Below are 19,991 nucleotides of genomic sequence, written 5' to 3' on the forward strand. Positions count from 1 at the left end.
GGATGACTGTTCCCGCTGTCGGATTTGAGGCCTTCGGTGGACCGGATGTGCTGCAGCCCTTGATGTTCGACCGTCCTTCGCCCGGATCTGGCGAGGCACGCGTCCGTGTCCACGCCTCGGCGGTCAACCCGACGGACACGTTGCTGCGGTCCGGGCTGACCCGGGTGGCCGCGCCGCCGACTGCTGGTGGGCCGATCGTGCCAGGGTGGGATCTCGCGGGTGTGGTGGACGCGGTCGGTCCCGGATCGCGGTGGCAGGTCGGGGACCGGGTGGCCGGGATCGTCATCCCCGGTCTGGTGCCCGGGCGCGGTGGCTACGCGCGAGAGGTGGTGGTCGCCGACGACCACGTGGTGCAGGTGCCGGACGAGGTGCCGCTGCTCGCCGCCGCGACACTGCCGCTCAACGGACTGACCGCCTGGCAGGCCCTCGACATGATCGGACCCGTTGCGACGCTGGGGGTGTCAGGCGCCGTCGGCGCGGTGGGCGGGTTCGTGGTCGCACTCGCGGTGTCGCGGGGTGTGGTGGTGGTCGCCGACGCGGCGGAATCTGATGCGGACTTCGTGCGGGACTCCGGCGCGGTGGTGGTGCCGCGCGGGCCGGGGCTCGCGGACCGGTTCCTGGTTGCCGTCGGCCCGGTGGACGCCGTCGTCGACGCGGCGCTGATCGGACCGTCATTGGCAGGTGCCGTCCGGGACGACGGCGCTGTCGCCGCCCTGCGCCCGGTCGACTTCCCGCTGCCACGCGGCATCCGCCGCTGCGACGTGCGGGTGCCGGACGCCATGCGCCGGCCGGTGCTGGAGGAGCTGATGTCGCTGGTCGCGGTCGGTGCGCTGCCGCTCCGGGTGGCCCGAACCTGTTCTCCGGATGAGGTTGTCGAGGCGCACCGTCAGTTGGAGGCCGGTGGGGTGCGCGGGCGGATCGTCATCGACTGGGAGTCCTGATCGGCCGCGGATTCTGAACATCCAGGGCCTCTCAGGGCCACTGGATGTTCAGAATCTGAGCGGGCCAACGCCTCTCGAGACGGCTAGGGCGTGTCTCTCAATCCCGGATCGTCGCGAGCGACGTCCTGTCGGGCCGGCGGCAAGGCGGTCGAGGAGCTGGGAATCCTGGTTGGCTTTCCGACGAGACCAACGACGTCGACGGTCCGACAGGGCGGTGCGCAGCAGATTCGGGGTTGGGAGACACGCCCTCAGTCCTGCAACCGGTGAGGTACAGCTCACCGGTTGCAGGACCTCAGTGTTGGTGGATCAGCTGGTGGTCGGCGCGGTGCTGGTCGACGGCGCAGAAGGATCAGCCGGCGCGGACGGGGCCCCCGACGGCGGGGTCGGGGCACCGGAGGGCGGGGTGGGGGCGGTGCCGTCGGTCGGCGGGGTGGGCAGCTCGCCGCCCCCGCGTGGGCCGTGACCAGGGCCGCCACCGAAACCACCCCATCCGCCGAAGCCGGGCCCGCGACCGCCGGGGCCGCCCTCGCCCCGCTCGGGCGCGACGGAGATCGAGGTGGCGAGCAGCGAGGTGCGGTCGGTGTCGACGGTGCCCTCGGCGACGATCTTCGTGTCGACGGCGATGTCCGCGGTCAGGCCCTCGCCGTAGGTGGTGTCGGCCGTGGTGTGGATGGTCCGGCTGAAGCCCTGCCGATCGGTGATGACGATCGTCCCGTCGGTTACCGAGGTGACGGTGCCGAACAGGTGCGGGGTGCGCTCCGGCTTGTCGTCCGGCGAGGTGGTGGTCCCGTCGGAGGTACCGGTGGTCGGTGCACCCGACGTGGTCGTGCCGGAGCCGGAGGTCGTGGTGGTGTCGTCGGCCGCGGCGTAGGCGACGCCGCCGACGAGGAGGGCGCCGGCCGCGACGGCCGAGATGACCAGCCCGCGGGCGGTCCGCCGCGGCGGGGTCTCCGGGGTGGTCGGTGCGGGTGAAGGGGACGAGGAGTGCTCGGTCACGGGGTCACAGCCTTTCGGAACGTGGCCCGGTGGGAGCACCGGACCTGTCACCACCCTGGGCGCCGGTCCTGAAGCCGACCTGAATCCACCCGACCAGGGCGAATTCCTTCAGCCCATCCTCAGGAAACACACGCACACTCAACGGGTGAGCGCACCCTCCGCCATCCGCATCCTGCTCGTCGAGGACGACGAGACCCTGCGCACGGTCGTCGCGGATGCCCTCCGCGATGCCGGCTACCTGGTGGCCGCGGTCGGGGATGGCGACGCCGCGCTCGACCTGGCCGCGCAGCACCGCCCTGACCTGGCCGTTCTCGACGTGATGCTGCCCGGGCGGTCGGGGTTCCAGCTCGCTGCGGCGCTGCACGAGGGGTCCGACCTGCCGGTGGTGTTCGTGACCGCGCGGGATGCCGTCGACGATCGGCTGACCGGGTTCGACCTGGGCGCCGACGACTATCTGGTCAAGCCCTTCGAGATCGCCGAGCTGCTGGCCCGGCTGCGGGCGGTGCTGCGCCGCACCGGACGGCTGAGCTCGCCGGTGGTGCAGGTCGCGGACCTGGTGATCGACGAAGACTCCGGGATCGTGCTGCGGGACGGCCGGCCGCTCGATCTCACCGCCACCGAACTCCGATTGCTCAGCTACCTGGCTCGGCATCGCGGCCGGGTGCTGTCCAAGACGCAGATCCTCACCCAGGTGTGGGGGTACGACGCGTACGACCCGAACCTGGTCGAGGCGTTCGTCTCGGCGCTGCGGCGCAAGACCGAGCTCCACGGCGAGCGGCTGATCCACACCGTGCGCGGCATCGGCTACCGGCTCAGCGCCCCGCTGGCGGAGGCGTCGTGAGGAGCCCGCTGGTGGACAAGCCGGTCACGACGGTGTCGCTGCGGTTCCGGGTGGTCGTCTCGGTGGTCGCAGTGCTCGCGGCGGTGCTGGTGGCGCTGGGCCTGGTGGTGAGCAGCCTGCTGGGCAAGGCGCTGCGCACCGACCTGGAGCAGCGGCTCGAGGACCGGGCCGGCTATGCCGTGGTGCTGCAGGAGCGGGGGATCACCGGGCAGACGCTGGCCGACGCGCTGACCGGGGGCGGGGTGTTCAGCACTTTCACCGCGGACGGCCGGCAGTACGTCGGCGACGAGGAGAACAACACGATCGGCCGGCCCCGTCCGGGTGGCCCGTTCGGCGCCGGTCAGCGACCGACGTTGCCGCAGCCGTCCGCCGAGCCGACGGTGTCCTTCGCCGAGGCGGACGGCATGCTGACCGCCACCGTCGAACTGCGCGACGGCACCCTCGCGCTGCAGATCGGGGAGAACGAGATCCAGCGCACGCTGTCGGTGCTCCGGACCATCGAGATCATCGCCGGTGCCATCGCTCTCGCGCTGGCTGCGGGGTTGCTGACGCTGGTCGTCGGGTTGGCGCTGCGGCCCCTGCGGACGATGACCGACCTGGCCCGGCGGATCGGTGCCGGTGACCGCGGCCGGCGGCTGCGGCCCACCCGGCCCAACACCGAACTCGGCCGTACCGCAGCGGCTTTCGACGACATGCTGGACAGCCTGGAGTCGGCCGAACGGTCGGCGCAGCAGGCGGAGGACCGGATGCGGCACTTCCTCGCCGACGCCTCGCACGACCTGCGTACCCCGCTGGCCGGAGTGATCGCCGGCGCCGACAGCCTGCTGCGGGCCGACCAGGACACCCTGGACCGGGCCGAGCGGGAGGAGCGGCTGGTGCTGATCGTCCGGCAGGCGCGCCGGGCCGCCCGGCTGGTCGACGACCTGCTGGTGATGGCGCGGTTGGACGGCGCGGTCGAGAACGCCACCACCACTGTCGATCTCGCGGAGCTGGCGCGGAACGAGGTGGACGCACTGGAGCTGCGCCGGCCGGACCTGCCGCCGCCGCACCTGGTCGCGGCGCCGACGCCGGTGCAAGCCGATCCCGACGAGCTGCGCCGGGCGATCACCAACCTGCTGGACAATGCCGCCGCCGTCACCCCACCCGGTGGTCGGGTGCGGGTGTCGGTGGGCCACGACGGCCGGCAGGCCGTGGCCGTCATCGATGACGACGGGCCGGGCGTCGCGGAGGGCGACCGGGAGCGGATCTTCGACCGGTTCGTCCGGCTCACCGAATCCCGGTCGACACCGGGATCCGGCCTGGGACTACCGATCTCACGCGCCATCGCGCGGCGGGGCGGTGGGGACCTGGTCTGTGTGGCGCGGCCGGACGGGCGGCCGGGTGCACGGTTCGAGTTCCGACTGCCGGTGGCGCCGGTGCGGGAGCTGGTCGGGGCCTGATCGCCCGCAGTTCCGGCCGGGCCGCACGGTGGGGATCAGGTCGAGCACCCGGTGGTGCACGCCCTCGTCGGTGAACGAGACCGGCGTGCGGTGCTCGTCGGCGACGATCCGCTGCCGAGGAACATCGGGACGTTGCCGTGGTTCGGCAGCGGACGGACGTCGGTCACGCGCCTCCGGCGCGGTGCAGCATGTGCGCGCGCTCGCCGTTCTGGTCGAAGAGCATCAGCACCTCGACCGGGCCGCCGTGGGCGCCGAAGGCGTGCGGCTCCATGGTCGAGAACTCCGCCGCCTCACCGGGTTGCACCAGGATCGTGCGGTCGCCGAGCTGCAACCGGGCGGTGCCGGACAGCACGGTGAACCAGTCGCGGCCGGGGTGCACGCGGAGCTGGTCGCGGGGGATCGGCGGGCGCTCCTCGAAGCGCATCTTGACCACGCTGACCCCGCCCGGTGCGCGGTCGTTGTTCAGCTGCCAGGTGGTAGTGCCGCGGTCCTCGTCGACGGTCGGGCGGATCACCACGTCGTCGTCGCCGCCCTGCTCGACCAGTGCGTCGAGGGTGGTGCCGAGTGCCTTCGCGATCGGCACCAGCTGATCGAGCGCGATCCGCCGGTGACCGGTCTCGATCCGGCTCAGTGTCGACGGGCTCAGGAAACACCTGGCCGCCAGGGCGTCGAGCGACCAGCCGCGCGCCGCACGCAGGCCTTTGATGCGAGCACGGATCACCGCATCGAGATCTTCCTCTTGCTTCATGCGCAAGACTGTATGTCAGATCCGCACGGCCCGGGTAGCGTGGGGGTATGCCCGAGACACGTCACCACCAGCACCAGCACAGCCACCACCAGCACGGTCAGCAGGCGCCGGAGCACAACGAGGAGCTCGCCGAGCTGCTGGACCTGGACGCCGAGGTGCTCGGCCCGTTCCTCGACCAGGAGACCGCACGCATCGCCGAGCGGGTGTCGTCGCCGGCTCGCATTCTGGATCTCGGGGCCGGCACCGGTACCGGGACCCTGGCGTTGGCCCGACGATTCCCGGGCGCCGAGATCATTGCGGTGGACACTGATCCCGGGATGGTGGCTCGGCTGCAGGAGAAGCTGAACCAGCATGGCCTGGCCGACCGGATCACTGCTCTGCAGGTCGATCTCGACACCGACTGGCCGTCGACCGGACCGCTGGACGTGGTGTGGGCGGCGCAGTCGATGCACCACATGGCCGACCCCGCGGCGGTGCTGGCTCGCGCACTCGAGTCCTTGCGTCCGGGCGGGGTGCTGGCCGTCCTGGAGCTCGACGGTCCGCCGCGCTTCCTCCCCGAGGACCTCGGCATCGGGCGGCCGGGGCTCGAGCGACGGATGCGGGAGGTCGTCGCCGCCCGGCACCACCACCAGCTGCCGCACCTCGGGGACAACTGGACGCCGATCATCGAGGCGGCAGGTTTCACCGATGTGGTGCTGCGCGAGGTGCAGGTCGCTCTCGACCCGCCGCACCCGGAGATCATCGGCCGCTACGCATTCGGCACCCTCTCTCGGATGCGCGGGTCGGTCGGCGAGCACCTGGATCCCGACGACCGGGCGACGCTGGATGCGTTGGTCGGCGACGGTCCGGACGGGTTGGTGCGCCGGCAGGACCTGGAGGTGCGGTCGCTGCGCAGCAACTGGGTGGCCACCCGACCCTGACCGTTCACCCGGAACAGGGATGCCGTTTCGTCCGGAATGGGCGATGATGCCGGGGGCGCCTTCCAGGCGTTACGGCCGGTCAGGGGCGGGCCGTGCGGATCCAAGGAGGCTCTCGCGTGCCGTTCGACAGCGATCACCGCAACGCCACCTTCACCCGACGCCGGGCCCTGCAACTCGGCGGGCTGCTCGGACTGACCGGGGTCGCGGCGGCGTGCGGCACCGATGACGCCGGAGGCCCGGCCACGTCGGCACCTCCGACCACGCCGACCCCGACGTCGTCCAGCGTTGCTTCGGTGCCCTCCAGCAGTTCGGAGTCCGCACTCCCGTCGGTGACCACCTCGTCGTCGACGTCGGCACCGGCCGGAGCGTTCGTCCTCGACGACGCGGCGATGGCCGATCTCGACGCGATCTTCACCGAGCAGTTCACGAAGAGCGGGATCGCCGGGATGGCGGCGAAGGTGTGGGTCGGCGGGAAGACCTGGGAGAAGGTCAGTGGCGTCAAGGATCTGGAGTCCGGCGCGGCTTTCGTCCCGACGGAGACCGTGCGGATCGCCAGCATCACCAAGTCGTTCTGCGCGACCGCCGTGCTGCAGCTGGTCGACGCCGGATCGGTGAAGCTCGACGACGTGCTCGAGACGTACGTCCCGGGGATCGCCAACGGCGAGGAGATCACCGTCGAACTGTTGCTGGGGATGCGCTCCGGCATCTTCGACTTCACCTCCGACGACAAGTTTCTCGCCGATTTCGATGCCGATCCGACAATGGCGTGGAGCAATGCCGACACCGTCGCGGTGATCAAGAAGCACGACCCGCTGTTCGCGCCGGGCGAGAAGGTGTCGTACTGCGACTCCAACTACGTGCTGCTCGGGATGATCGTCGAGAAGGTCACCGGGAGGCCCGCGGGCGAGGTGATCAACGAGTCGCTGGTCGCGGAACTGGACCTGCCGAAGACCGTCTACCCGGCCGACAGTTCGCTGCCCGAACCGCATCCCACCGGCTACGTGCCGACCGGACCCGCCGCGACCGACCCGCAGGCCACCTTCGACAACAAGAAGTACCCGCCTGTTGTCGTCAACGACGTGAACCCGGCGGTGCCGGCGACCGCCGGTGCGATGGTCTCCACCCTCGACGACCTCGCGGTGTGGGGTCGTGAGCTCGCCGAGGGTTCACTGCTGAAGCCGGAGACCCAGGCACTACGGCTGCAGGGCAACCGTTTCGACGGGGTGCCGATCAACCTCGGCTACGGCCTCGGGTGCGAGGTGCTCAACGACTTCATCGGCCACAACGGTGCTGTGCTCGGCTTCTCGTCCGTCGTCATGCGCTACCCCGCGATGGACTTCACCGTCGCGGCGGTCGGGAACGAGTCCACCAACTTCTCCACCCCGACGTCCACCTTCGTCTACGCCGTGATCCAGAAGCTCTTCCCGGACCAGTGGAAGTGATCAGCTGAGGGTGCCCCGCGCGACGCTGTCGCCGGAGTGGGTGGGGTCGCCGTCGGCGGGCTCGTCGGAGATGTCGACGACCTTGTACTCGGCCATGTCGACGCCGCCGGGGACGGCGAAGGTGCCGGTGCCGTTGTGCAGGACGCCGAGGGAGAACATCCGTCCGTCGGCGCCGAGCAGCCAGACCTCGTAGTTGCCGTTGATGGACGGCAGCGACGCCTCGATCTGGAGTTCCTCGGTGCCCGGCCCACCGAGCAGCTCGGCGCGACCGAGCCCGCCGCCGCCGGCGACCGGACCGAGTTCGGCGGTGGCGCGGATGGTGGGCGTCGGGGCGTCGGACTCCCGGGTGAGCGCGAAGGTCGCGCCGACGCCGACCGCGAGGCCGACGATCGCAGCAGCCACCGGCAGCGCAGCCCGGCGCCACCACGGCCGGGCCGGCTCGGTCACCGGCTCCGGGGTCGGCTCCGGGTCGGGGACAGCGGCGCCGAGACGGAGCTCGGAGGAGATGGCGTCCCACACCCGGGACGGCGGGTGCGCGGGGGAGGAGGCGAGGTCCTGGGTCAGCCGCTCGGCGGTCCGCCGCAGGTGAGCGACCTCGTCCAGGCAGTCCGGGCAGCCGGTGATGTGCTGCTGGGCGGCGGTGGCGACGTTCTCCCCGATCGCGTAGAGCGCGAGGTCGTCGGGATCAGGATGTGGCACCGTCCACCTCCCACTCCTGACGCAGCCGGGCCAGGCCCCGCCTGATGTGACTCTTGACCGTGCCGACCGGCCACCCCGTGACGTCGGCGATCTCGACGTGGGTGAGTCCGTCGTAGAACGCCAACCTGAGGACGTGCTGTTGAACGGCGGGCAGCCGTTCGAACGACTCGTCCATCGCGAGCCGGTCGACGAGGTGTTCGGCCGCACGGTTGTTCTCGATCGGACCAGATGTAGAGGCTACGGCCTGCACGTCACGCAGATGCCGCGACCGTTCGGCGAATCCGTCGGCGATCTGGTGGCGGGTGATCCCGAGCAGCCAGGACACGAGCGATCCGCGATCCGGGTCGAACGTGCCGCGACCCCGCCACGCCTTGACGAACACCTGCTGGACCAGGTCCTCGGCGTCGTGGTGGTCGTGCAGCGCGAGAACCCCGATCCGGTGGATCATTCCGCCGAAGGCCCCGTACATCTCGCGCAGCGCGTCGGGGTCGCCGCGGACGAACCTCTGCTCCATCACCGGGTCTCGGACTCGGCCGGGACCCGCGGGCGATGCGGTGTCCCCGGCCATCCGGTCAGCCTAATCAGCGCGCGTTCTTTCGCTACCGGACGGGGATCGCGGTGATCGCGATGTTGTCGAGGTAACTGCCGGCGCCGTCGGCGAAGGCGCCGCCGCAGGTGATCAGCACCAGTCGTCCCTCGCCGCTGCGGTCGAAGATCCGGTCCAGCGGCACCTCCGTTTTCGGCCACGACTCGCGGGCGACGACCTGGAACGTGCGGCCGGTGCCGTCGGCGTCGGTCACCTGGAACAGGTCCCCGGGTTCCATCGCGCCCAGTTGGGCGAAGGCGCCGGGACCCTGGTCGGCGGAGTCGACGTGCCCGGTGAGGACCGCCGACCCCGTGCTGCTGCCGGGCAGCGGCCCGAAGCGGTACCAGCCGACCGTCGCGACGTCCGCCGGCACCTCCATCTCCCCGTCGTCCCGGACCCCGACCGGGACCACCTCCGCCTCGATGCCGAGCCGGGGAAGCGCGAGGCGGACCGGCCGGGTCGGTGCCGGTGCAGTTGCCGGCGCACTGCTGGGAGCGGACGTGGGCGGTGGGGGCGATGTGGTCGGCGTCCGGGTGGGGCTGGTGGTCGGCTCTGTGGCCGACGGCGCCGCCGGCGGACTCGTGGTCGCCGGCCGCCGGGTCGCTGATGTGCTCGACCCGCCGGAGCCGTCCCGGCCCGTCGCGGCGGAGCGGGTGCTGCTCACTCCTCCCGCCGTCCCGTTGCCGGACGGACCGGCCAGCGCCTGGGCCGCGGCGGCTCCTGCGTCCTGCACGGTCATCCCGGCCGGCTCGGGGCGGGTGAACGCGTAGAGCAGGGCCGCCGCGACGATCAGGCACACCCCCGACGCCAGGCCGAGGACGGCCCGGCGTCGGGAGGTGTGGGTTCCGGCGGTCAACGGTCAGCGGCTCCGGACCAGCCGACGGCCGCTCACCACGATCAGTCCGGCGCCCGTGGTCAGCGCCAGCACCAGCAACACGGTGGGCAGTGCCGACTCCATCGGGCCGGAACCGGCAGGAACACCGGACGGTGCGGACCCGAGACCGCTGATCGTGAAGGACACCAGGCCGAGGTCGCCGGCGTCGGCGGATCCGACTGCGTGCACGAAGGTCGCGGTGCCCTCGGCGAGGGTCAGATCGGCCGGGCCGATCGCGACGGTGTCGGTGCCGGCGAGCACGACGTCGGCGGAGATGGTGCCGGCCGGGACCTCGAGGGCGCCCTCGTTCGGGTTGGTGACGTCGGCGAGTACGACCTCACCACCGGCCCGGATGTCGACGGCCGGGGCGGCCGCGGTGTGCCGGACGACGAGTCGCGCCTGGCCTGCGGGCACGGCGGCGACATCGTTGACGAACGGGGTGAGCGCGGGTTCGCCGGCCGCCGAGAGGTGGGCGACCAGGCTGACGTTCCCGCCGTCCGGGATCGTCGCAGTGCCGGACAGCACCGGCGACGACGCGTCAGCGGCATCCGCTGCGGTGAGGGCGATCTCGTGGTCGCCGGCCGGCAGATCGATCGGGCCCTGCACGGTGAGCGGGTCGAAGTCGTCGATGGCAAGGGTGCCGTCGACGTACACGTCGACCGGGGTGTCCGGAATGCCGTGCACCACGTAGACGGCACCGGTTCCGGCGGCGGAAGCCGTTGTGGCGCCGAGCATTCCGGCGGCGGCGACCAGGGTCGCGGTGGTCAGTGCTGCGGCGAGACGTCTCATGGGTCCTCCTCGATGGCGATGCTGCTGACACCGGGTACTACCGGCGTTCTGCGGCAAGGGGATGCAGAGCGACCGGGGGATGTGCCGGTTCGTCCCGCGGCGGCACTGTTGCCCGTCCGCGCCACCGGCCGTCGTCCCGCCGACGGACCTCCGGACTTCAAACCCCGGCGGACCGGTGAATGCGGCGGCATGGTCCTCGCTGCGTTGGATACTGCGCGGGGTGCCGGGTACCGCGCGTATGAAGTGGTGGACACGCGCCTCGCCTGTCCCAAAGGCGGCATCTTTGTACGCGCCTGCGAAGTTGATCATCGCGGGAACGGGGGCGGGGGGAGGTGCGTCGCAGGTATCAACCGCGGCCAGGAGCACTCCTGGGTCCGGTCATCAGGATCCAGCAGACGAGAGAGAACTCCAGTGCAGCCCACCCAGCAGCAGCCGCCGTTCCAGGCCAACCCGCAGCACCAGCAGCCCGCGCCCGGTCAGCATCCCCAGCAGGGGTACCCGCAGCAGCCGGGCCAGTTCCCGTACCCGCAGCCAGGTCAGCCGCAGCCGGGTCAGGCCGGGCAGTGGCAGCCGCAGCCGGCCGCATCCTCCCAGCTGCCGATGATCGCCGGCGTGGCCGGAGTGGTGCTGCTCGCCCTCGGCATGGCGATCCCGTTCGACTCCTCGGCCGCCTGGGCCACCCAGTTGGCGTGGTCGATCTTCGCGATCGTCGCCGCCCTGCTCGCCGTTGCCGGATCGATGTTCCGCGGCAGCAACCCGCGCACGCCGTGGATGGTCACCGCCGCCGGCGGCGTCGCGGTCGTCGCGCACTGGGTCTTCGTGGTGCTGCCGGGGATCTCGACGAACCAGGGCCTGGTGATGACCCTCGGCGCCGCCGCGGTCGCGGCCGGCGTCTGGTTCTCGCCGCTGCGCCCGCGATGAGCACCGCGTCCTTCCGGCGCGCGGTCCCTGCCCTCCGGCTCGACGACGCCCGGCTGCTCTTCGCCGGCCTCGCCGCCATGCTGCTCTCGCTCGGGCTGCCCTGGCGCAACAGCGGGCTGGACTCCGGCTTCGGCTGGGCCTGGAACCCCGGCTACTGCAGCATCAGCTGGGACGGCTACAGCTACTGCACCACCTGGGATCTCGTGCCCGACGTGCAGTACTCGGCGACCGGACCGGTGCCCGGGTTCCAGCTGCCGGTGCGCATCCTGGTGATCGGCGCGGTGCTGATCCTGCTGACCGCGTGGCGCCGGCGCAGTCCGGTGCTGGTCCGTGTCGGCCTGTTGGTCGCCGCCTTCGCGCCCTTGCTCGGCGGGGTCACCGTGACCTCCGGCCGGATGTTGTTCCTGCTCGCCGGAGTGGCCGTGGGCATCGCCCTGCACCGGTCCGGTCTGTTGCGAGTGGCCCTCACGCGCGGGCCGGTCCGCACGTAGCGTGCGGGCCATGTACATCCCGCACTTCAACGCCGTGCACGACGAGGACGCGATCCGCGGCTTCGTCGGCGACGTCGGGTCAGCCGAGCTGATCACCGTCGGACCCGACGGCTTCCCGCTCGCCACGCTGCTGCCGGTGCTCTGGCACGGCGACACGGTCATCGCGCACATGGCGAAGGCCAACCCGCAGTGGCGCACCATCGGCACCGACACCCCGGCACTGATGGTCGTCGCCGGACCGCAGGCGTACGTCTCGCCGAGCTGGTACGCGACCAAGGCCGAGCACGGACGGGTGGTGCCGACCTGGAACTACTCCGCGGTGCACCTCACGGGCACGGCGACCCTGCACACCGAGCCGGAGTGGCTGCGGCACGCCGTGACCGCGCTGACCGATCGCCACGAGGAACGCCGGGAAGCGCCGTGGTCGGTGGACGACACCCCGGCGGGATTCGTCGACAAGCAGCTGCGCGCGATCGTCGGCATCGAGCTGACCGTGGTGCGGGTCGAGGCCAAGGACAAGCTCAGCCAGAACCGCTCCGACGACGACCGGATCGGTGTGCTGCAGGGACTTTCGGAATCCGACGACCCACGGGACGTAAAGGTGGCGGAGCGGATGGCCCGGGTGGCGCACCCGGGGTGACGGTACGGCCGTCGGCCACCAGCATGTGTCAGTACATCGCTGACACATCTGCCGACCGCCTCCCGCATTCGATGTGTCAGTACATCGCCGACACTTCTGCCCGACCGCCTCCGGCATCGATGTGTCACTACATCGCTGACACCTCTCGGCGCCGTGGGACGGTGGGCTTTCCACAGTTCAACCGGCTTGGGCGACCGCTGGAGTCGGGGCGGGCGACCCTTCAACGGCGCATGCGGCGGAAGTCCGCGCCGCGGGCCACCGGGCGGTGGTCGTGCGGATCGGGACCGGGTGTAGAACGGGACGCATGCGAGCCATCGAGTACACGGAGACGGGCGGACCCGAGGTCCTGAAGCTGGTGGACACCCAGATCCCCGAGCCGGCGCCCGGTCAGGTGCGGGTGAAGGTCAGCCTCTCCGGGGTCAACCCCACCGACTGGAAGGCGCGGGCCGCCACCCCGGTGCCGGAGGGTATCCAGGTCCCGCACCAGGACGGGGCCGGGATCATCGACGCGGTCGGGCAGGGCGTCGACGCCGGACGGGTCGGCGAACGGGTGTGGATCTGGGAGGCCGCATTCCAGCGGCGCTGGGGGACCGCCGCCGAATTCACGGTCGTACCGGCCGCGCAGGCCGTCCCGCTGGGCGATGCAAGCTTCGAACTCGGTGCGGCCCTGGGCATCCCGTTCCTCACCGCGCACCGTTGCCTGACCCTCGGCGAGAACGTGCCGGAGCGGCTCGGGCCGGGCACCCTGCAGGACCGGGTGGTTCTCGTGCAGGGCGGTGCCGGTGCGGTCGGCAACGCCGCGATCCAGCTGGCCCGCTGGGCGGACGCGACGGTGATCGCGACGGTCAGCAGTCCGGCCAAGGCGGAGCTCGCGGCCGCCGCCGGTGCCGACCACGTGATCGACTACCGGAACGAGGACGTGGTGGCCGGTCTGCGGAAGATCGCGCCGCGCGGGGCGGACGTGGTGGTCGAGGTCGCGCTGGCCCAGAACGCTGCCACCGACGCGGATCTGCTCGCGTCGCACGGGACGGTGGCCAGCTACGGCGCCGACCCGGACGAGACCTTCGCGTTGCCGGTCCGGGCGCAGATGACCCTCAACTCGCAATGGCACTTCGTGCTCGTCTACACGATGCCGGCGCGCCCCAAGGAGCTCGCGGTGGCCGACGTGAGTGCTGCGGTGGCGGCAGGTGCGGTGCGGGTCGGTGAGCAGGCGGGTCTGCCGCTGCACGTACTGCCGCTGGCGTCCACCGCGGAGGCTCAGCTGGCCGTCCAGAACTCCACCGTGGGCAAGGTTCTCGTCGACGTCACCGCCTGATCGCGCCGGGGAGCCGATTCTCTTGCCGAACGGCCGGAACCTGTCGGTTCGGCGGTCGACCTGACGTCCGTACCGCCAGATCCGTTGCGTTCAGCCACGTCGGACGTGGCGGAGTGCACCGGATTGCTTCGGAATACGGATCGCTCCACCTACCGCCTGCGCCCCCAGGAACAGGGCCCGCGCAGATCCGTTGTCATGGGCCACCTTCGACGCGGCTGAGTGCAACGGATCGACCTCGACCCGGTCGGACGGTCGCCGTTGTCCGATCGCCGGGAGGCCGAGTGGACGGCCCTGGCGAGGCCCGGGCTCAGAGCCCGTCGGGGCCGGCGTCACCGGAGGGCATCCGCGCGGTGCGGTTCTGCTGAACGGTGTTCTCGATGGCGTCGAGCAGGGCGCGCAGGTCGTCCGGGGAGGTGTAGTCGGCGGGCAGGTCCTCCCGGGTGACCACCGACAGCACCTGGTTCTGCAGGCTCAGCAGCACCGCGTGCTCGCGGTCCAGCCGGTCGACCGGGGTCTGCGTGGTGTTCTGCTGCTGGATGAGGTCCAGTGTCTGCCGGATCTCGGCGATGTCGGGAAGGTCCTGTGCCATCGGGCGAGGTTACACCCGGTGATCCGGCCCTCATCGGCAGCGGTGCACCCTGCGCCACGCTGCCCCCGGCGGGCCGGCGGACGCCTCCGTCCGGCACGATCGCCGGCCGATGACCATCGGACCCCTGTGGTCGCCATGGGCACGTTCGCCCGCGCGGCGAGCGCCTCCGTCCGGCACGATCGCCGGCCGATGGCCATCGGACCCGGGGACCCGTGAGGTCGCCATGGGCAGGTACGCCCGGCCGGCGGTCTGCGACGACCGACCCGGAACCCCGCGCCGGAACGTCCCAGCGGACCGCGGGACGCCCCGGCGATCACAGGGCAACCCGAGGATCAGCCGCCGACCGGCTTCGCGGTGCCGGCGTTGCCGACCATGAAGCCGTAGTCGCCCGGCGAACAGCGGGTGTAGCCCTCGCGGGCCAGCACCAGGAAGTTCGACTCGAACGGCGCGACCAGGGTCTCCAGGGTCTCGAAGGTGTAGGGATCGACGACCTTCGCCAGCTCGGTGCCGCCCGGCACGACGGTGCCCAACTGGTCCGGCCCGTAGGACGAGAGCATCGCCCCGCCGGCGGTCGGCCGGAGGGTCACCAGCTCGTCCATCACCCAGCGATCGGTGGACAGCTCCTCGACCTCGCCCGGCAGGATCCCGATGCTGCGCATCACGTTCCGCGTCCCGGCCACCGCCTTGTCCAGGTACTCGTCGGTGAACTGACCGCCGCCGCCGAGCTCGCTGGTGAAGGACGGGATGCCGTGCCGCATCGCCCACTCGCTCGACGATCCGGGGAACGGGTCGTGCGCATACAGCAGCTTCGTGCCGAAAGCCAGTGACAGCTCGCGGGAGTCGGTCAGCATGTACGCGTAGTCGACCGTGGAGTAGAGGCCGCTCGAGTGGTAGTCGATGAAGTAGTCTCCCTGCAGGATGATCTCGGACAGCACCGCTGCCAGCTGCTCGGTCACCGAACCGGCCCGCAGTCCCGGGAAGATGCGATTGAGGTTCAGGCCGTCGTTCGGGGTGTGCCGGGTCATCGCGTCATAGGAGTAGGGATTGCAGACCGGGACACCGATCACGGTACCGCTCATGGTCTCCGGGTCCAGCGAGCCGAGGATCCGGCGGACACCCTCGACACCCATCGCCTCGTCACCGTGGATGCCGCCGAACAACACCAGAGTGGGACCCGGTGCGCTGCCGGTGATCCGGTGCACCGTCAGTTCGAGACTGTGCCCGTTGCCGAGCCGGGTGACCGGGACGGTCTCGACGACGTGTCCGGGAAGCGCTGTGGTCATGGAACTCTCCTCGCTCTCACGCATCCTGCCGATGCGGACCGGTGACCGGCCCGACAACGGCGGGACGCTACGATGGCGACCCGGCGGTCGCCGGGTCTGCGCCGGCGGTGCCGACGCGGGGGTGGGTGGAAGGACCTGGTGAACCGTGATGGCAGACGATCCCGGGAAGCAACGGGTGGTGGTGGCCACGCCGCTGTCCGACGAGCTCTCCATGTACCTGGTGGGCGCGCTGCCGGAGTTCGACGTCGTGCACCGGCCGGATCTGCTGCCGCCGCAGCGGCACGGAGGGGACCATGCCGGCGACCCGGCGTGGAGCCGGACAGCAGACCAGGAAATGGCTTTCGAGCAGCTGCTCGACTCGGCGACGGCCTTGTTCGGCGTCCCCGGCGAGAAGCCGGCACAGCTGCGCCGCACCGTCCGATCCAATCCGGGTCTGCGCTGGGTGCACACCATGCCGGCCGGCGGCGGCAGCCAGGTCCGCGCCGCCGGGCTCACCCGCGAGGAGCTGGACCGGGTCGCCTTCAGCACCTCGGCCGGGGTGCACGCCGAACCGCTGGCCGAGTTCGCCCTGCTCGGCGCGCTCGCCGCCGCGAAAACCCTGCCACGGCTGCAGGAACAGCAGCGACAACACGACTGGGCGCCCCGCTGGACGATGGCGCTGCTGGCGCAGCAGACCGTCGTGGTGGTGGGACTCGGCCACATCGGCCGCACCACGGCAGCGAAGTTCTCCGCGCTCGGCTGCACGGTCATCGGGGTGCACCGCCGGCAGGTGGAGGCGGCGGTCGACCGGATCGTCCCGGTGGATGCGCTGCGTGACATCGTCGCCACCGCTGATGTTCTGGTGATGACATTGCCCGGTACCGACAGCACGGAGGGCCTGTTGGACCGGTCGGTCCTGGAGGCTGCCCGGCCCGGTCTGTGTGTGATCAACATCGGCCGCGGCAGCACTGTCGACGAAGATGCGCTGGTGGAGGCCCTGCGGTCCGGACGGGTCGGGTCCGCCGCCCTGGACGTCTTCGCCCGGGAACCGCTGCCGGCCGACAGTCCGCTCTGGGACATGCCGCAGGTGCTGATCAGCCCGCACACCGCGTCCCTGCACCCGCAGCAGGACCGGCTGATCACGGAGCTCTTCGTCCGGAACGCACGCCGGTTCCTGGCCGGGGACGAGCTGTTGAACCGGGTGAACACCGTCGAGTTCTACTGAGCAGCAACGTATCCGGGACGCGAGCACTGCGGGATTCGTCATGACGACGACACCTCCCGCACCGGCCCGGTGGTGCCGCGGACGACCAACTGCGGGTGCACGACGACCGAGTGCGGACCGCCGCCGACCCCCGACAGGGCGTCCACGAGCAGGTCGGCGGCCGCCACCCCCATGTCGAAATAGGGCACCCGGATCGTGGTGAGCGGTGGCGACAGCCGGTCGACCAGTGGGATGTCGTGGTAGCCGATGACGCTGACGTCCTCCGGGCAGCGGAGCCCGGCGGCGGCCAGCGCCCGCAGGCAGCCCAGCGCCATCATGTCGTTGCCGCAGAGGATCGCGGTGGGACGGGCAGGCCCGGCGAGAACTGCTGAGGCGGCAGCGAACCCGTCCGGCTCCTGGAACCCGGGGCAGACGACGACGTGCTGCTGCGGGACGTCCAGCCCGAGCGCCGCGGAACGGTCGCGGAAGGCCAGCAGCTTCTCGTAGCCGATCGAGGTCATCAGCGGCTGCCCGATGTAGGCGATCCGCCGGTGCCCGAGGTCGACCAGATGCTGGAGCGCCTGCTGCACCCCGACGGCCTCGTCGGCGGAGGCCGACGGCGCGGCACTGCCGCTGAACTTCCGGGAGAGCAGGACGACCGGGATCTCCTGCCCGTGCAGCACCGCCGGCATGGTGTCAGCCCGGCGGGCGGTGACCAGAATCAGACCGGAGATGCGCCAGGACAGGAACGTGGCGATGCGGGCCGACTCGGCGCCGGCGTCGTCGACCGTGTCGGCGAACAGCGTGGTGTAGCCGTGCTGGGTGAGCACCTGTTCCACGCCCTGCACCAGCGGCGGCATCGCCGGGTTGGCCATGTTCGGGATCAGCACGCCCACCGCCCGGGAGCGGCTGGTGCGCAGGGTGCGCGCGGCCTCGTCCGGCAGGTAGCCCAGTCGCTGGGCGACATCCTTGACCCGGGAACGGGTCTGCTCGTTGACCGGGCGTTTCGACGTCGGGCTGAGTGACCGGCTGGCGGTCGCTACGTCGACCCCGGCCTCCCGCGCCACATCGCGCAGCGTCGGCTTGCCCGTCTGGCTGGTCATGCCGACCCCTCCCCGTTCCTGCCGCGGACGAACCGGCCGCGTGCGGGGCCGATGATGTCACCGCACCGGGCGACGACGGTTCCGCCGAGCAGGGTGGCCAACAGCCGGCCGCGCAACGTCCGGCCGTGGAAGGGGCTCCAGCCGACGAGCGAGTGCAGCCGGCTCTCGTCGACAGTCCAGGACGCGGACGGGTCGGCCAGCACCAGATCGGCGTCGGCGCCGACGGTGATCCTGCCCTTGTGATGCAGGCCCAGGATCCGGGCCGGGGTGGTCGCGGTGAGCGCCACCAGCCGCTGCGCGGACAGCCGTCCAGTCAGGTGCGCGTCGTAGGCGAGCGGCAGTGACGTCTCCAGCGCGGGGTAGCCGCCCGGCACCGCCCAGGCATCCTCGATGCCGGCGGCCTTCTCGACCCGGGTGTGCGGCGCATGGTCGGTGGCGATCGCATCGACGGTGCCGTCCTGCAGCGCGGCGAACCAGCGATCCCTGGAATCACCGGTGAACACCGTCGGCATCACCATCATGCCGAGTCGGTCCAGGTCGGCGCCCTCGTCCAGTGCCGGCACGCAGCTCTCGGCGGTCAGGAACGGTGCCGACGGCTTCGCCGCGGCGAACAGGTCCAGTGCGCGGTCGCCGTAGGCACTGAGATGCGCCAGGTGCAGCGGTGTCCCGGTGGCGACCGCGATGTCCAGCACCCGGTCCAGGGCGCCGAGATTGCCCGGGCCGCGGCCGACCTCGAGCACCGCGCGAGGATCGCGGCGCCCGGCGCCGATCAGCTGCTCCCGGTGGGCATCGGACGCTGCCTGATCCCCGACGTGGATGACGGTGGCCCAGCCGATCTCGGCGGAGACCTCCAGCACGCCGGCCACGGCGTCGACGTCCGGCGAGAACAGCTCGTCGAACCCGGGCGAGGTGGCCATGTAGATCTTGACGCCGACGGCGCCGAGCGCTGCCATCCCGCGCAGCTCCATCGGATCGCGGCCGCCGGCCCAGAGCGCGTGGTCGACGAAGGCGCGGCCCTGCCAGCCGGCGAGCTTGTGGGCGAACCGGGCCGCGGTGGTGACCTGCGGTGCGGTGCTGGGCATGTCGCACACAAGGGTGGTGCCGCCGGCCGCCGCCGCGGCGGTGCCGGTCTCCACCGTCTCCTTGTGCGTCTGGCCCGGGTCCCGCAGGTGCACGTGCAGGTCGATCGCCCCGGGCAGCAGGTCCAGCCCGGGTACCTCGACGATCCGGCCGGCGTCGAGGGTGCCGGCCGCGCCCATCGCCGCGATCCGTCCGTCGACGATCACGACATCCACCACCGCAGGGACGGTCTCGGCGGACAGGACGCGGGCACCCCGGAGTGTCCAGGGATCTCGGGCGGGGCTCTCCGGGAGCCCGGCGATAGGATCGGCCGATGTCATCGGCATCCCCCGGCGAAACCCGACCCGACGATGCGATCCCGCCCGGTGCCGCGGGCGCCGCGGCCGGTGCGGTGCTGGTCACCGGCGCGGCCTCGGGCATCGGTGCGGCCACCGCGATCCGGCTCGCCGGCGCCGGCCGCCGGGTGCTGCTGCTCGACCGCGATGCCGACGGCCTGGCCCGCACGGTGCAGGCCTGCGGTGACACGGCCGTCGGCCGAGCGGTCGACCTGACCCGGCCAGACGAGGTGCAGACCGTGGTCCGGGAGCTGGCAGCGGTCCACGACATCGGTGCGGTCGTCACGGTGGCCGGCGGTGTCCGGGGCGGCGACGTCATCACGACGGACGACGAGACCTGGCAGTGGAACCTGGATGTCAACGCGGCGTCGGTGTTCCACGTGTGCCGGGCGGTGCTGCCGCTGCTCGTCGCCCGGGGTAGCGGCGCGGTGGTCACCTTCGGGTCGCTGACCGCGCTGCGGCCGATGCCCGGTCGGGCGGCCTACGCGGCGGCCAAGGGCGCGGTCATTGCATTCACCCAGCAGCTCGCGCTGGAGTACGGCCCGGCCGGGATCAGCGTGAACTGCATCTGCCCCGGGGCGGTGCGAACGCCGCTGCTGGCCGCCCGGTTCGAGGTGGAGCCCGAGGCGGAAACTGCTCTGGAGCAACGCATCCCGCTGCGCCGGCTGGGCCGGCCGGAGGAGGTGGCGGAGGTGGTCGAGCTGCTGGTGTCCCGCCGGGCGCCGTACCTCACCGGGCAGACCCTGGTGATCGACGGCGGTCAGGCGCTGGGCTGA

Annotated in this window: 21 protein-coding genes; 11 read left to right on the forward strand and 10 right to left on the reverse strand. The window is 71.7% G+C overall.

Features of this window, described 5'->3' with window-relative positions:
• Nucleotides 1–2: 2 nt before the first annotated feature.
• Nucleotides 3–941, forward strand: a complete 939-nt coding sequence (locus tag GIS00_RS14685; RefSeq protein ID WP_154769142.1) for an NADP-dependent oxidoreductase — start codon at nucleotides 3–5, stop codon at nucleotides 939–941.
• A gap of 306 nt (nucleotides 942–1,247) precedes the next feature.
• Here GIS00_RS14685 and GIS00_RS14690 read toward each other — a convergent pair whose 3' ends face one another.
• Nucleotides 1,248–1,937, reverse strand: coding sequence for a hypothetical protein (locus GIS00_RS14690; RefSeq protein ID WP_154769143.1), 690 nt, complete (start codon nucleotides 1,935–1,937; stop codon nucleotides 1,248–1,250).
• 145 nt (nucleotides 1,938–2,082) lie between these two features.
• Here GIS00_RS14690 and GIS00_RS14695 point away from each other — a divergent pair, with 145 nt between their 5' ends.
• Complete coding sequence (locus GIS00_RS14695) at nucleotides 2,083–2,778, forward strand: response regulator transcription factor (RefSeq protein WP_322097972.1); 696 nt, start codon at nucleotides 2,083–2,085, stop codon at nucleotides 2,776–2,778.
• Nucleotides 2,775–4,217, forward strand: coding sequence for a HAMP domain-containing sensor histidine kinase (locus GIS00_RS27680; RefSeq protein WP_154769145.1), 1,443 nt, complete (start codon nucleotides 2,775–2,777; stop codon nucleotides 4,215–4,217). Before GIS00_RS14695 ends, GIS00_RS27680 begins: the two co-directional genes overlap by 4 nt.
• A gap of 163 nt (nucleotides 4,218–4,380) precedes the next feature.
• Here the strand turns inward: GIS00_RS27680 and GIS00_RS14705 are convergent, their stop codons facing one another.
• Nucleotides 4,381–4,965: a helix-turn-helix transcriptional regulator gene (locus GIS00_RS14705; protein ID WP_154769146.1), complete on the reverse strand. Its 585-nt coding sequence runs from the start codon at nucleotides 4,963–4,965 to the stop codon at nucleotides 4,381–4,383.
• A 47-nt stretch (nucleotides 4,966–5,012) separates the two neighbouring features.
• On the opposite strand from GIS00_RS14705, the gene GIS00_RS14710 reads away from it, so the two are divergent.
• Together GIS00_RS14710 and GIS00_RS14715 are read left to right on the forward strand one after the other, a co-directional pair.
• Nucleotides 5,013–5,885, forward strand: coding sequence for a class I SAM-dependent methyltransferase (locus tag GIS00_RS14710; RefSeq protein WP_154769147.1), 873 nt, complete (start codon nucleotides 5,013–5,015; stop codon nucleotides 5,883–5,885).
• A 116-nt stretch (nucleotides 5,886–6,001) separates the two neighbouring features.
• On the forward strand, nucleotides 6,002–7,327 hold the full coding sequence (locus GIS00_RS14715) for a serine hydrolase domain-containing protein (protein WP_154769148.1): 1,326 nt from the start codon (nucleotides 6,002–6,004) through the stop codon (nucleotides 7,325–7,327).
• On the opposite strand, the gene GIS00_RS14720 is transcribed toward GIS00_RS14715, so the two are convergent.
• The 4 genes from GIS00_RS14720 to GIS00_RS14735 form a co-directional block, all read right to left on the reverse strand.
• Nucleotides 7,328–8,026, reverse strand: coding sequence for an anti-sigma factor domain-containing protein (locus GIS00_RS14720; protein WP_154769149.1), 699 nt, complete (start codon nucleotides 8,024–8,026; stop codon nucleotides 7,328–7,330).
• Nucleotides 8,013–8,540, reverse strand: a complete 528-nt coding sequence (locus GIS00_RS14725; protein WP_154769150.1) for an RNA polymerase sigma factor — start codon at nucleotides 8,538–8,540, stop codon at nucleotides 8,013–8,015. Before GIS00_RS14725 ends, GIS00_RS14720 begins: the two co-directional genes overlap by 14 nt.
• Before the next feature lie 85 nt (nucleotides 8,541–8,625).
• Nucleotides 8,626–9,468 (reverse strand): class F sortase, encoded by an 843-nt coding sequence (locus GIS00_RS14730; RefSeq protein ID WP_154769151.1) that lies wholly within the window; start codon nucleotides 9,466–9,468, stop codon nucleotides 8,626–8,628.
• 3 nt (nucleotides 9,469–9,471) lie between these two features.
• Nucleotides 9,472–10,275 (reverse strand): DUF4397 domain-containing protein, encoded by an 804-nt coding sequence (locus tag GIS00_RS14735; RefSeq protein WP_154769152.1) that lies wholly within the window; start codon nucleotides 10,273–10,275, stop codon nucleotides 9,472–9,474.
• 411 nt (nucleotides 10,276–10,686) lie between these two features.
• Here GIS00_RS14735 and GIS00_RS14740 point away from each other — a divergent pair, with 411 nt between their 5' ends.
• From GIS00_RS14740 to GIS00_RS14755, 4 genes are all read left to right on the forward strand, one after another.
• Entirely contained in the window at nucleotides 10,687–11,196 is a 510-nt protein-coding gene (locus GIS00_RS14740) for a hypothetical protein (RefSeq protein ID WP_154769153.1), read from the forward strand.
• Nucleotides 11,193–11,687: a hypothetical protein gene (locus GIS00_RS14745; RefSeq protein WP_154769154.1), complete on the forward strand. Its 495-nt coding sequence runs from the start codon at nucleotides 11,193–11,195 to the stop codon at nucleotides 11,685–11,687. Before GIS00_RS14740 ends, GIS00_RS14745 begins: the two co-directional genes overlap by 4 nt.
• A 10-nt stretch (nucleotides 11,688–11,697) precedes the next feature.
• Complete coding sequence (locus GIS00_RS14750; RefSeq protein ID WP_154769155.1) at nucleotides 11,698–12,327, forward strand: FMN-binding negative transcriptional regulator; 630 nt, start codon at nucleotides 11,698–11,700, stop codon at nucleotides 12,325–12,327.
• A gap of 304 nt (nucleotides 12,328–12,631) precedes the next feature.
• Nucleotides 12,632–13,642 carry an NADPH:quinone reductase gene (locus GIS00_RS14755; protein WP_154769156.1) on the forward strand — a complete coding sequence of 337 codons (1,011 nt, stop codon included), beginning with the start codon at nucleotides 12,632–12,634 and terminating at the stop codon, nucleotides 13,640–13,642.
• A gap of 307 nt (nucleotides 13,643–13,949) precedes the next feature.
• Here GIS00_RS14755 and GIS00_RS14760 read toward each other — a convergent pair whose 3' ends face one another.
• Both GIS00_RS14760 and GIS00_RS14765 read right to left on the reverse strand, forming a co-directional pair.
• Nucleotides 13,950–14,231, reverse strand: a complete 282-nt coding sequence (locus GIS00_RS14760) for a hypothetical protein (protein ID WP_154769157.1) — start codon at nucleotides 14,229–14,231, stop codon at nucleotides 13,950–13,952.
• A 332-nt stretch (nucleotides 14,232–14,563) separates the two neighbouring features.
• Nucleotides 14,564–15,514 (reverse strand): succinylglutamate desuccinylase/aspartoacylase family protein, encoded by a 951-nt coding sequence (locus GIS00_RS14765; RefSeq protein ID WP_196073288.1) that lies wholly within the window; start codon nucleotides 15,512–15,514, stop codon nucleotides 14,564–14,566.
• A 148-nt stretch (nucleotides 15,515–15,662) separates the two neighbouring features.
• On the opposite strand from GIS00_RS14765, the gene GIS00_RS14770 reads away from it, so the two are divergent.
• Complete coding sequence (locus tag GIS00_RS14770; RefSeq protein WP_154769159.1) at nucleotides 15,663–16,718, forward strand: D-2-hydroxyacid dehydrogenase; 1,056 nt, start codon at nucleotides 15,663–15,665, stop codon at nucleotides 16,716–16,718.
• 38 nt (nucleotides 16,719–16,756) lie between these two features.
• Here GIS00_RS14770 and GIS00_RS14775 read toward each other — a convergent pair whose 3' ends face one another.
• A complete protein-coding gene (locus GIS00_RS14775; protein WP_154769160.1) occupies nucleotides 16,757–17,800 on the reverse strand; it encodes a LacI family DNA-binding transcriptional regulator in 1,044 nt (347 codons plus the stop codon).
• Nucleotides 17,797–19,098 (reverse strand): dihydroorotase, encoded by a 1,302-nt coding sequence (locus tag GIS00_RS14780; RefSeq protein ID WP_196073289.1) that lies wholly within the window; start codon nucleotides 19,096–19,098, stop codon nucleotides 17,797–17,799. Before GIS00_RS14780 ends, GIS00_RS14775 begins: the two co-directional genes overlap by 4 nt.
• A 95-nt stretch (nucleotides 19,099–19,193) precedes the next feature.
• Here GIS00_RS14780 and GIS00_RS14785 point away from each other — a divergent pair, with 95 nt between their 5' ends.
• Nucleotides 19,194–19,991 carry an SDR family NAD(P)-dependent oxidoreductase gene (locus GIS00_RS14785; protein ID WP_154769162.1) on the forward strand — a complete coding sequence of 266 codons (798 nt, stop codon included), beginning with the start codon at nucleotides 19,194–19,196 and terminating at the stop codon, nucleotides 19,989–19,991.

The sequence above is a fragment of the Nakamurella alba genome, from assembly GCF_009707545.1.
Taxonomy (GTDB): Bacteria; Actinomycetota; Actinomycetes; order Mycobacteriales; family Nakamurellaceae; genus Nakamurella; species Nakamurella alba.

What these genes read in the sequence shown, in the direction of transcription:
- GIS00_RS14775 (WP_154769160.1), bottom strand. Translation starts at nt 17,800, where the DNA reads ATGACCAGCCAGACGGGCAAGCCGACGCTGCGCGATGTGGCGCGGGAG.
- GIS00_RS14735 (WP_154769152.1), bottom strand. Translation starts at nt 10,275, where the DNA reads ATGAGACGTCTCGCCGCAGCACTGACCACCGCGACCCTGGTCGCCGCC.
- GIS00_RS14755 (WP_154769156.1), top strand. Translation starts at nt 12,632, where the DNA reads ATGCGAGCCATCGAGTACACGGAGACGGGCGGACCCGAGGTCCTGAAG.
- GIS00_RS14760 (WP_154769157.1), bottom strand. Translation starts at nt 14,231, where the DNA reads ATGGCACAGGACCTTCCCGACATCGCCGAGATCCGGCAGACACTGGAC.
- GIS00_RS14765 (WP_196073288.1), bottom strand. Translation starts at nt 15,514, where the DNA reads ATGACCACAGCGCTTCCCGGACACGTCGTCGAGACCGTCCCGGTCACC.
- GIS00_RS14710 (WP_154769147.1), top strand. Translation starts at nt 5,013, where the DNA reads ATGCCCGAGACACGTCACCACCAGCACCAGCACAGCCACCACCAGCAC.
- GIS00_RS14750 (WP_154769155.1), top strand. Translation starts at nt 11,698, where the DNA reads ATGTACATCCCGCACTTCAACGCCGTGCACGACGAGGACGCGATCCGC.
- GIS00_RS14705 (WP_154769146.1), bottom strand. Translation starts at nt 4,965, where the DNA reads ATGAAGCAAGAGGAAGATCTCGATGCGGTGATCCGTGCTCGCATCAAA.
- GIS00_RS14725 (WP_154769150.1), bottom strand. Translation starts at nt 8,540, where the DNA reads ATGGAGCAGAGGTTCGTCCGCGGCGACCCCGACGCGCTGCGCGAGATG.
- GIS00_RS14770 (WP_154769159.1), top strand. Translation starts at nt 15,663, where the DNA reads ATGGCAGACGATCCCGGGAAGCAACGGGTGGTGGTGGCCACGCCGCTG.
- GIS00_RS14685 (WP_154769142.1), top strand. Translation starts at nt 3, where the DNA reads ATGACTGTTCCCGCTGTCGGATTTGAGGCCTTCGGTGGACCGGATGTG.
- GIS00_RS14785 (WP_154769162.1), top strand. Translation starts at nt 19,194, where the DNA reads ATGTCATCGGCATCCCCCGGCGAAACCCGACCCGACGATGCGATCCCG.
- GIS00_RS14745 (WP_154769154.1), top strand. Translation starts at nt 11,193, where the DNA reads ATGAGCACCGCGTCCTTCCGGCGCGCGGTCCCTGCCCTCCGGCTCGAC.